Genomic DNA, 10,994 nt, shown 5'->3' with positions numbered 1-10,994 from the left:
CGGTGGGCGCGGGCTCGGCGGCGGCCGGGGCCGGCCGGACCGTGCGCAGTCCGCCGCTGGTGTTGGAGAGGCCGGCCAGCTCGCCGACCGACTCGCCACGGCGGGCGGCGGCGCGGCGGCCGGCGGCCGGCGCGGGCGCGCTGGCCCGTGCGCTGAGCGCGCTGACCAGCGCCTCGCACCCGGCGTCGCAGGCCCGCACGGAAGCGACCGCCTGCCGCACCGTCTCGGCCACCGCGGAGGTGAGCGCCCGGTTGACCGCGGCGCGGCGGGGCGTCTCGGTGATGGCGACCCGTAGCGCGGTGACCGCCTCGTTGATCTCGTCGGCGTCGGCCACACCGTCCGCGGCGAGGTGCGCGGCGATGGCGTCCGCCGCCACCGAGACCTCGCGGCCCCGGGCCACGGTGCCGCCGAGCATGCCCGGCTCGGGCAGCGCGTCCAGCACCGCCAGCGAGACCGGCTCGGCCGGGTCCGGATATGCGCGCAGCGCCGCCGGGTAGAGCTCGCGCAGCACCTCGCGCAGCGCGACGGCGGCGGAGTGCCGGCCGCTGGCCAGCGCGGCGTGCGCGGAGAGCACCTGCTTGTAGCCGGCGAGGTCCCGGGGTGCCGGCAGGGTGACCGCGGAGAGCGCGCCCGCCTGCAACGCGCGGGCCAGACCGACGGCCCGCCGTTCGGCCGGCGGCGACTGCATCTCCTCCAGGGAGTCGTCGTCGGCGAACCGCTCGGCGAAGTCGTCGACCGAGTCGTCGTCCGCGATCGCCAGTGGCCGACCCGCCGCGCTCAGCAGCGAGATGACCGTGTGGTCGTCGCTGTCGGCGGCGATGGCCGCACCGCTCGGCCCGCCCGACCGCTCCACGAGCAGCGCGACGAGCTGGGCGTAGCCAGCCGCGTCGTCGCCGATCTCGCAGACATGCAGCAGACGGCCTGCGTCGTCGACCACAGCGGACGTCAGCGTCGAACCGGCCGAGGCCGGTCGGTCAGCCGGATCCGCCGAGGCCAGACCGCAGTACACGCGCACGAGCGCCACGGCGTCGTCCTCCTCCCGGGACAGGTCTTTCCTCTGCCAGCAACTGATGCTCCCCGGTACGGGTCAGTCGCGCCAGTCCACGACCGCAGAGATCTTGCCGACAATGGTGCGCCAACCCAAACTTGCGGTTTGTGCCCCGATTTTCTTCAGCCGTCGCCGGCCCATGAAACCGCCGATCCCGCCGTTGGCGGTAGCCCGCAGCGCCTCGTCCAGGTCGTCGAGGCTGGAGCCGGCGGAGAGCATGTCCAGGACCGCAGGCAGCCGCAACGCGTACGCCAGGTCACGTGCGGCCTCACCGGCCTTGATCAGCAGGGTCGAATCCCAGGTGTCGTGCCCGCCGCGCAGGTTCTCCACGACGAGGTCGAGCTCGTAGTTGTCCTCGTCGAGCGGCTCGATGTCGGCCGGCTCCACCCGTTCGGACAATTCATTCCAGCTGTCCAGTTGGGACAGATCATTTGGCGCGCCGGACCGGATGAAACTGACCAACGACTCGGGGGTCTTGAACAGCAGCAGCTTGCCCCGGTGGCTGAGGAAGACCGGCACCTCCTCGTTGCTCGCCTCGTCCGTGGCGCCCTCGTCCGCCTCGTCGGCGTCCGTGTCGCCGTCCCGGCGACGGCGGGACTCCGCGTCCTCGTCGCTCTCGGCGAACTCCTCGGCCATCTCCTCGTCGAGGATGACGACGGTCTCGTCGTCGTCCTCCTCCTCCTCGATGACCTGACGGCGGGCGAGGAAGGGGTCGTCCTGGTCGCGCTCGGTCACGTCGGTCGGGGTCAACGCCCCCGCCGGCCGGTACGCCCGCAGCGTGAAACCGACGCCGGCCGGCAGCGCGATCTCCACCGGTTCGATGCGCAGCTCGTCCCAGAGCGACCGGTCGAGCGACGCCGACCCGCGGTCGGCCTCCTCGGCCTCGTCGGCCTGATCTGGCTCGGCCGGGCCGGTGCTGTCGTCGAGCTCAGGCTCGTCGGCGTCGGGCCGTTGGGGCGACTGGCGGGCCACGCTGACCTCCGTGTGCTTCGGGTTGCCCACCCGCCGGCGTCTCGGACGGCGAGTGACTCTGGGCACATACCCTAGTCGGCGGTCCTGGGTGACCGGTGCCCGCACCCCGGAGGCCGTGTGGCGCACCGGTTCGGGCCTGCGGGTCATCGGGGGTTGCCGCCGGTGGCGCGTCGGCGATTCGACAAGTAGCGTAGCTACGTATGAAGGCCCAGGAGTTGCACGGCCATCTCGACGCGCTGCTGCTCGCCGTTCTCGAACAGGGCGCGCTGCACGGGTACGCCATCATCGAGGCGCTGCGTGCGCGCAGCGACGGCAGCCTCGACCTGCCCACCGGCACCATCTATCCAGCGCTGCGCAGGCTGGAGCGCGCCGGGCACGTGGCGAGCACCTGGAGCACCGTCAACGGCCGGGAGCGGCGGACGTACGAGCTCACCGACGCCGGCCGGCGGGCGCTGGCCGGGGAGCGCGCGGGTTGGCACGAGTTCCGCGTGACGGTCGGCCGGTTCCTCGACCCCGGCAGCCCACCCGGCACCCCGGCCTGAGAGCGGCTCTGCGGGCCGTGGTCCGTCCGGCCCGGTGCGCCCACCGGTCGGCAGCCACGCACGCACCGCCGTGGACGGACGGGCGTGCGGTGGGTCGCCGTGGTTCAGCGGGTGGTGGCCCGCAGCCAGCCGCGCGCCGCGCGGACGAGCGAGAAGTAGGCGCCACCGGCAAGCACGCCTCCGATGATCATCGGAGGCCAGTGCAGCGCCGCATCCCAGAGACCGAACGACCAGGCGAAGAGGGCCGTGCCGGCCAGCATGCCCAGCGCCACCGCGCCGGTCAGGCCGGCGCCCACCGCGCGCTGCGCCGCCGCCAGACCCGGTCGCGGCGAACGGGCGCCCGCCGCCACCACCAGCAGCCCGGCCGCCGCGAGCAGCAGCGAGCCGGTCCAGATCCATTCGACCGAGGTGGAGAGCAGCAGGTAGACCGCCGGCGGCCGGGAGCCGCCGCTCCAGCTCGACCCCTGCCAGGTGAGGTCGCCGGCGATGACCCCCACCGCGGCGATCGCCAGCATCCGCAGGGAGAACCCACGCAGCGCACCCACCGCCAGCTCGGCCTGCCAGGAGGGGAGCAGTTGCGCCGGTGAGCCGAACTCGGCCACCGCGCGCCGCTGCGCCTCGGTGGGCGGCACGCCACCCTCGCGGTACGCCTCGACGGCGTCCAACAGGCCGTGCCGCGCCTCGGTGAGCAGGTCCGACTTCAGTCGGGTCGGCCCGTGCAACCGGGCAGCAAGCTCCCGAAGGTGCTCCTCCACCAACACGTCCTCAGAGCGCGGCATGGCACCACCCTGCCACGGACGCCGGCATGCCGACGTCCGGGAGAACCCTGGTCCGTCCCGGAGAGCCCGGTCAGGGGCGCAGAGCCAGGTACCCGCGTTCGGCCGCCGCCTGGAGCAGCCACTGGTCCCGGTACCAGCCGGGGGCGGTGACCAGCTCGGCGTGCCGGCCGCGCTGGATCACCCGGCCGCCGTCGAGGACGACGATCTCGTCCAGCTCGGCCAGCCCGCTGAGCCGGTGACTGATCACCAGCACCGAGTGCCCGGCGGGGGTGGCGGCGAGCGCGGAGGCGAGAACGGCGTCCGCGGCAGTCGGGTCCAGCCCCTCGGTGGGCTCGTCGAGCACCAGCACCGGCGGCGCGGCGAGCAGGGCCCGGGCGAGCGCGAGCCGTTGCCGCTGGCCCCCGGAGAGCTGGCCGCCCTCCTCGCCGACCAGCGTGTCCCACTGCGCCGGCTGGGCGCGTACCCACTCCAGCAGGCCGGCGGCGGCGGTCGCCGCGACCAGCTCCTCCTCGCCGGCTCCGGCGCGGCCCAGCAGCAGGTTCTCCCGCACCGTGGCGTGGAAGACGTACGCCTCGGCGAGCAGCCCGCCGACCGCGCGGGGCAGCTCCTCCTCGGCGTACGTCGACAGGTCGTGACCGTCCAGCGTGACCCGGCCGGACGCGGGCCGGACCGCGCCGGTCAGCACGGCGGCCAGCGTGCTCTTGCCGGCTCCGCTCGGGCCGACCACCGCGACCCGCCGCCCGGCGGGCAGGTCCAGGCTCACCCGGTCGAGCGCGGGCGCGGCGCCGGCCCGGTACCGCACGGTCACCTCGGCGAAGCGCAGCTCGTGCGCCCCGCCCCGGCCCGGGCCACCGGTTCCGTTCGCGCTGACGACGGCGGGTGCGGGCGTCGGCAGGTCCGCGACGGCGGACGGGGGAGTCGGCAAATCCGCGGCGGCGGACGGGGGAGTCGGCAGGTCCGCGTCGAGCAGGGCGGCCACCCGGGTCAGGCCCGGCCGTAGCTGAGTCCACTGTCGGGCGGCCGAGACCAGGGCCAGCGCCACCTCGACGGCGGCCAGGGTGCCGACGGCCAGGACGCCGACCAGCACCCCCGGCACGTCCGCGGCCAGCGCGGCCAGCACCACCGCGACGGCGGTCAGCCCGGCGACCAGCACCCCGGCCGCGTCGACGGCGAACCCGGTGGCGGCCAGTCCGCGTTCCAGCCGGGCCAGCCGGGTGGCCCGCTGCTCGGCGGCGTGCAGGGCGGCGTCGGTCGCGCCGAACGCGGCCAGGTCGGCGGCGCCGTGGGTGAGGTCGATCGCGTCGGTGGCCAGCGCGCCGCGCAGGGGGGCCACCTCCGCCGCGTTGCGCCGGGTGACCGCGGTGGCGAGCGCGGGCAACGCCACCCCGGCGATGAGCAGCCCCACGGCGAGCGCCCCGGCGGCCGGCGGCGAGATGAGTGCCGCGCCGGCCACCGCCAGCACGCCGACCAGTGCCGCCGCCGAGCCCGGCACCAGCACCCGCAGCAGGAGATCCTGGACCGCCTCGACGTCGGAGACCAGCCGGCTCAGCACGTCCCCGGAGCGGTGTACGGCGGTGCGGCGGGCGGAGAGGGTGGCGAAGACCCGGGCCCGGACGTCGGTGATCATGCGGAGGACCGCGTCGTGCCCGGCGAGCCGTTCGGTGTAGCGGAACACGCCCCGGCTGATCGCCAGCGCCCGGACGGCGACGATCGCCACGGTGAGCCGGTCCAGTGGAGGCTGGCCGGCGGCGCTCATCAACAGCCAGGTCGCCGTGGCCATAAGGGCGAGCCCGGCGAACTCGGTGGCGGCGGCGAGCAGTCCCGCGCCCACGAGCCGGCCCAGATAGGGCCGCGCCAGACGCAGCACCGTCCGCTCGGCGCTCGCCCGTCCGTCCGGGACCGCGTCGACGACCGTTTGCGGTGCCTCGGCCAGTGGGCCCGGCCCGTCGCCCGTCGGCTCAGGTGCCGCGTTCATCGGGTCGCCTTCCCGGTCGGCTCGGGCGTCAGCTCGGTGACCCGACCGTCCTCGATCCGCAGGATCCGGTCGGCGTCGGCCAGTAGCGCCGGCCGGTGCGCGACCAGCAGCGCGGTCCTCCCGGTGACCAGCCGGCGGGTGGCGTCGAGCACCACGGCCTCGGCAGCGGTGTCCAGTCGGGCCGTGGGCTCGTCGAGCAGCACCACCGGGGCGTCCCGGAGGAACGCCCGGGCCAGGGCCACCCGTTGCCGCTGCCCGCTGGAGAGCCCGTGCCCACGTTCGCCGAGCAGCGTCTCCAGCCCGTCCGGCAGGCCGGCCACCACGTCGTCCAGGGCCGCGTCGTGCACCGCGGTGGCGAGCGCGTCGGGTGGGGTGTCCGGCGCGCCGAGCCGGATGTTGTCGGCCAGCGAGGCGGCGAAGAGATGGGCCCGCTGCGGCACCCAGGCGAGCTGGCGGCGCCAGGCGTCCGGGTCGACGGCGGCGAGGTCGACCCCGTCGACGGTGATCCGGCCTCCGGTCGGGGTCACGAAGCCGAGCAGCAGGCCGAGCAGGGTGCTCTTGCCGGCGCCGCTGGGACCGATGATGGCGATCCGCTCGCCGGGCCGGACGGTCAGGGTCACGTCGCGCAGCGCGGTCGTCCGCTCGTACTCCACGGTCACCGACTCGAAGCGGATCTCGCCGCGCCCGTTCGGGGTGGCCGCGCCCTCGGCGGCCCGGGGTGCGACGGGCGTGGCGGAGACGGTGAGCGCCTCGTCCAACGCGGTGAGCCCCTCCATGCTGGCGTGGAAGCGGCTGCCGGCGGCCCGCAGCGGCAGGTACGCCTCCGGGGTGAGCAGCAGCACCAGCAGCGCGGTCTGCAGGGCCAGCCCGCCGCCGAGCAGCCGGATGCCGACCGGCACCGCGACCAGGGCCACGGAGAGGGTGGCGACCAGCTCCAGCACCAGCGCGGAGAGGAACGCGATCCGCAGCGTCTTCATGGTGGCGACCCGGTGCCCGTCGGCCATCCGGCGGACCACCTCGGTCTGCGCCCGGGCCCGGCCGAACGCGCGCAGCGTGGGCAGCCCGGCGACCATGTCCAGGAAGTGCCCGCCCAGCAGGGAGAGCCGCCGCCACTGCCGCTCCGTGGCGGCCTGCGCCTGCCAGCCGAGCAGCGCTCCGAAGACCGGGATCAGCGGCAGGGTCAGCGCGATGATCACCGCCGAGCCCCAGTCGGCGAAGACGACCCGGGCCAGCACGGCCACCGGCACCGTCACGCTGAGCACCAGCTGGGGCAGGTATCCGGTGAAGTACGCGTCCAACGCGTCCAGCCCGCGCCCGGCCAGCGTGGCGAGCTGGCCGGCCCGTTGCCCGGCGACCCAGCCCGGGCCGTGTCGGCCCACCGCGCCGAGCAGGTCGGCCCGCAGCGCGGCCTTGACCGTGGCGGCGAGCCGCGCGGAGACCGTGCCCTGCGCCCAGACCAGCGCCGAACGGGCGGCGACCGCCACCGCGAAGCCGGCCAGCGCGGGCCGGTCCAGGCGGCCGTCGACGGCGGTGGCCAGCACCGCCGCCAGCGCGGTGGCCTGCGCGACGATCAGCCCGGCGGCGAGCACGCCGAGCAGGGCGAGCACGGCAAGATCGCGCCGGGCCGCGGGGACCCGGCGCAGCAGACGCGGGTCGAAGGGACGGCGGTTCACCAGTACACCGGTGCTCTGCCGTCGGTCCGTCCTCGGAAAACCCACCAACACATCGCCTGGAAGCCTAGTAGGGCCGGCAGCAGCGGCAGCGCCACCCAGCCGAGTAGGCGCAGCGTCGGCGCGCTGGCGGCGGCGTCGGCCACCGTCAGCGAGGCGCCCGGGTCCGTGGTGGACACCAGCACGTAGGGCCAGAGGGCCGCGCCGACCAGCGCCACCGGCAGCGCCAGCGCCGCGCCGGTGGCGACCAGGGCCCACCCCGGCCGCCGTCGGGCCAGCGCCGCGCGGGCCGCCAGCAGCGCCGCAGCCAGCAGCAACGGCAGCAGTACGGCCACCGCCGGCCGCTGGACGGCGTCGCGTACCCGGGCGGAGAGCAGCCCCACGACGGTGGCCAGGGCGACCGCGCTGAGCGCCACCGGCACCAGCCGCCGGGCCAACCGGCCGACCACGGCGGCGTCGGCGACCGGCAGCCGCAGGGTGAGGAACGTCGCACCGTGCACCGCGACCAGGGCGAGCATGGCCAGGCCGGCGGCGGCCGCGAACGGGGTGGCCAGGTGCGACACCCCGGCGACGTGCCCGTCGGCCTCGCGGGGCACACCCTGCAACAGCGCGGCCAGCAGCACGCCCCAGCCCAGCGCGGCGAGCACACTGCCGACCACCACCACCCGGTCCCAGCGGGCGCGGACCCGTTCGTCGGTCGGGCGGCTGCGCAGTTGCACGCCCGCGGTCACCAGGACCACACCGACCAGCGCGCCGGCGACCGCCGGGTAGCACCCGGAGAGCAGTTCGCCCTCCAGCACCGGAAAGGCTCCGAAGAGGATGCCCACGGCGGCCACCAGCCAGACCTCGTTGCCGAGGAAGAACGGGCCGAGCGCCGTGAGGGTGGCCCGCCGCCCGGCCGGGCCACCGCCGCGGGCGAGCAGCAGCCCAACGCCGTAGTCGTAGCCGGCGAGCACCAGGTAGGCGCCGAAGAAGAGGCCGAGCAGGGCGTACCAGGCGAGGTCCACGGTGATCTCCTCAGGCGAGGGCGGGTTCGGGGTGGGCCGGCTCGGTCGGCGGTGCCGGCGGGCGGCCGAGCGGCGGGTCGGCCGCGCCGCGGGCCGCGTGCCGGGCGAGCAGCACCCAGTTGGTGACGGCGAGGGTGCCCAGCAGCAGGCTGAAGCCGATCAACGAGGTGAGCATCACCGGTGCGCCGACCGGGGAGACCGCCTGGTCGGTGGGGAGCAGCCCGTACGCCACCCAGGGCTGGCGGCCGACCTCCCGGGCGATCCAGCCGAGGATCACGGCGACGAAGGGCAGCGGCAGGGCGAGCAGGACCAGCCAGAGCGGGAAGCGCAGCCGGATGACCCAGTCCCGGAAGAGCAGCGGGAGCAGCAGCCAGACGCAGCCGAGCGTGAAGCCGATCAGGATCATGAAGCCCAGCCCGACGCTGGCCAGCACAGGTGGGGTGTAGTCGCCGGGGCCGAACCGGGCCGTCCACTCGGTGATCAGCGCCTGGGCCTCCGGGCCCTGGCCAAACTTGGTCGGCTGCACCTCTCCGACCGGCCCGAACTGGGCGAAACCGAAGCCCTGCACCAGGGTGATCGCCAGGGCGGCGGTGACCAGACCGACCCTCAGCGAGGTGCGGAAGAGCACGAAGTCGGGGGTACGCCGGATCAGGTGCCAGGCGCTGACCGCCGCCATCAGCATCCCGCCGACCAGCAGCGCGGCCGAGACCACGTGCCCGAACGCCATGCCGAGGCTGGGGTTGGTCAGCAGCGCGCCGAAGTCGGTGAGGTGGGCGATTCCGTCGCGGACCTCGTACCCGACCGGGTTCTGCAACCACGAGTTGGCCACCAGGATCCAGAACGCCGAGGCGTACGCGGTGAGCGCCACGCCCCAGAGCAGCGCCAGGTGGACGCCCTTGCGGAGCCGGTGCCAACCGAAGATCCACATCCCGAGGAACGTGGACTCCAGGAAGAACGCCACCAGCGTCTCGATGGCCAGCGGCGCGCCGAAGACGTTGCCGACGTAGCGCGACAGGCCGCTCCAGTTCAGCCCGAACTGGAACTCCATCACGATGCCGGTGGCGATGCCGAGCACGTAGTTGATCACGTAGAGCTGGCCCCAGTACCGGGTGAGCCGCTCCCACTTCGGGTTGCCGGTGAGCACCCAGGCGGTCTGCATCCCCACCAGCAGGGTGACCAGCCCGAGCGTCACGACCACGAACAGGAAATGGATCGAGGTGGTGGTGGCGAACTGCAGGCGGGCGAGGAGCAGCGTGTCCATGACCGGCCCTCCGTAGGTTGGCTCGCTTATCGTAGCCACCCTACACGTAGCTACCCTACACGTTGTCTACTACGTCTTGTCGTAGACAACTCTACGACACAACGTAGTAGGTGTGGGTTGAAGGTGGGGGGTTGCTCGATCATGGATGTAGTTGCCTCGCGGTCGGGGGATGCCACTCGATCCTGGATCGAGCGTGATCTTGACGCAGTCACCCCGAGGTGGGCCGAGGCAGGCAGGGCGAGGCGGGCAGGCCGAGGCAGGCAGACCGAGGCAGGGCGAGGCGGCAGGGCGAGCGCGGTCCTGGTGCGGGAGGGCCGCGGCTGAGGTCAGTTCAGGAAGAGAGTGATCGGAAGGGCGACCAGCGTGGTGGCGACCGCGAGGGCGGTGGCGCCGAGCACCCGGGGCGGCCGGTCGCTGACCAGCAGCCGCTGTACGCGTACGTCCAGGTCGCGGTCGCCCATGCCCAGCGCGCCTGCCGGGGTGATCCGGTGACCGGCGGCGGCGAACCGGCGCAGCGCGCCCGCCAGCGGCGCGTCGGCGTGCAGCTCGCGCGCCTTGTCGTCGGCGCGCATCTCGACCAGCAGGGCGACCCGCTCGTGCGCGTCGCGGACCCAGCGGAACCACGGCAACGCGCGGCAGAGCGCGGTGAACGGCAACAGCACCAGGTCGTGCCGCTCGTGGGCGTGCGCGCGCTCGTGGCTGAGCACCGCGGCGAGTTCGGCCCGGTCCAGCAGGCTCAGCGTGCCCGCGCTGACCACGACCTGCGGCTTCACCCCCGGCAGGCAGTACGCGGCCGCGCTCGGATGGTCGAGCACCAGCGCGCCGGGCGCGGCCGGGTCGTTCCGGGCGACCAGGGTGAGCAGGTCCCGGTGGCGGCGCTGGGCGCGTAGCGTGCCGTGGATGCTGCGCACGGTCGTGGTGACCAGCACCGCGCCGATGCCGAAGCCCACTCCGACGCTGGCCAGATGGAAGGCGGTCACCCCGACCGGCAGCGTGCCGTGGGCGAGGTCGTTGGCCAGGGCGAGCAGGGCGCTCCCGGTCGGCAGGTCGTAGGCGGCCAACCCGAGCGCCATCGGCAGGCCCATCGCCGAGAGGCCCAGCGCCAGTCCGACCGCCTGCCAGCAGACGATCGCCACCCGGGGGCTGCGCCACGTCCAGGTGGAGCTGGCCAACACCTGAGCGGTCAGATAGCACGCCAGCATGGTGGCGGCGAAGTGCACGGTGTAGGCCATGGCGCGGGCCCTACCGCTCCGCTGCCTCGTCGGCCGGCCGCCGGCTCGGCGGCCCGTCCACCCGGTCGGTCAACTCGGCGCCGGCGGAGTCGGGCCCGGTCAGCCCGGCCTCGCTCCCCAGGGCCGCGCGCAGCACCTCGGCCTCGGTGCCGGTCACCGAGTGGGCGAAGCGCACCAGCGCGGCGTCGCGGCTGCCGCCCAGGTCGAGGGCGTCGAGCATGAGCTGGGCGATGTGCGCCTCGCGGCTGGCCGCCGGCCGGTACCGCCAGGCCCGGCCCTCGCGCTCCCGCTGCACCATGCCCTTGCCGGCGAGCCGGTCCAGCACGGTCATCACCGTGGTGTACGCCAGCTCGCGGCCGTCGAGCGCGTCGGCCACCTCGCGCACGGTCACCCCGTTCGACGTGCCCTGGACCACGTCCCACAGCACGTCCATCACCGCACGCTCAAGATCGCCCAACCGAGTCACCCCGCAATCCTACCCCCGGTAGTAGACCCAAACCCACAAGCC

Annotated in this window: 9 protein-coding genes and 1 pseudogene; 1 reads left to right on the top strand and 9 read right to left on the bottom strand. The window is 74.7% G+C overall.

The genetic code is table 11. The features are described 5' to 3' along the window. A pseudogene (locus tag EAD89_RS28245) lies at positions 1 to 1,048 on the bottom strand (transposase); the annotation flags it as partial. Positions 1,049 to 1,087: 39 nt separating this feature from the next. Continuing rightward, entirely contained in the window at positions 1,088 to 2,050 is a 963-nt protein-coding gene (locus EAD89_RS28240) for a DNA primase (protein WP_121677827.1), read from the bottom strand. 170 nt (positions 2,051 to 2,220) lie between these two features. Here EAD89_RS28240 and EAD89_RS28235 point away from each other — a divergent pair, with 170 nt between their 5' ends. Further along, complete coding sequence (locus tag EAD89_RS28235) at positions 2,221 to 2,562, top strand: PadR family transcriptional regulator (protein WP_121652172.1); 342 nt, start codon at positions 2,221 to 2,223, stop codon at positions 2,560 to 2,562. Between the two features lie 104 nt (positions 2,563 to 2,666). On the opposite strand, the gene EAD89_RS28230 is transcribed toward EAD89_RS28235, so the two are convergent. The 7 genes from EAD89_RS28230 to EAD89_RS28200 form a co-directional block, all read right to left on the bottom strand. Beyond that, the gene (locus tag EAD89_RS28230; protein WP_121677826.1) at positions 2,667 to 3,341 is read right to left on the bottom strand and encodes a permease prefix domain 1-containing protein; all 675 of its coding nucleotides are present in this window, start codon (positions 3,339 to 3,341) and stop codon (positions 2,667 to 2,669) included. Positions 3,342 to 3,411: 70 nt separating this feature from the next. Beyond that, a complete protein-coding gene (gene cydC, locus EAD89_RS28225) occupies positions 3,412 to 5,316 on the bottom strand; it encodes a thiol reductant ABC exporter subunit CydC (protein ID WP_121677825.1) in 1,905 nt (634 codons plus the stop codon). Then, positions 5,313 to 6,989 (bottom strand): thiol reductant ABC exporter subunit CydD, encoded by a 1,677-nt coding sequence (cydD, locus tag EAD89_RS28220; RefSeq protein WP_121677824.1) that lies wholly within the window; start codon positions 6,987 to 6,989, stop codon positions 5,313 to 5,315. The genes cydC and cydD overlap by 4 nt, the downstream gene beginning before the upstream one ends. After that, positions 6,986 to 7,993 carry a cytochrome d ubiquinol oxidase subunit II gene (locus EAD89_RS28215; protein ID WP_121677823.1) on the bottom strand — a complete coding sequence of 336 codons (1,008 nt, stop codon included), beginning with the start codon at positions 7,991 to 7,993 and terminating at the stop codon, positions 6,986 to 6,988. The genes cydD and EAD89_RS28215 overlap by 4 nt, the downstream gene beginning before the upstream one ends. 10 nt (positions 7,994 to 8,003) lie before the next feature. Next, positions 8,004 to 9,254, bottom strand: a complete 1,251-nt coding sequence (locus EAD89_RS28210) for a cytochrome ubiquinol oxidase subunit I (protein ID WP_121652295.1) — start codon at positions 9,252 to 9,254, stop codon at positions 8,004 to 8,006. A 326-nt stretch (positions 9,255 to 9,580) separates the two neighbouring features. Beyond that, positions 9,581 to 10,486, bottom strand: coding sequence for a M56 family metallopeptidase (locus tag EAD89_RS28205; RefSeq protein ID WP_121677822.1), 906 nt, complete (start codon positions 10,484 to 10,486; stop codon positions 9,581 to 9,583). A gap of 10 nt (positions 10,487 to 10,496) precedes the next feature. Beyond that, entirely contained in the window at positions 10,497 to 10,952 is a 456-nt protein-coding gene (locus EAD89_RS28200; RefSeq protein WP_121677821.1) for a BlaI/MecI/CopY family transcriptional regulator, read from the bottom strand. Positions 10,953 to 10,994: the final 42 nt, after the last annotated feature.

It is taken from the genome of Micromonospora sp. BL4 (assembly GCF_003667505.1).
GTDB lineage: Bacteria > Actinomycetota > Actinomycetes > Mycobacteriales > Micromonosporaceae > Micromonospora.
Note: the sequence above shows the minus strand (reverse complement) of the source record. Positions and strands in the feature narration are given on the sequence as shown.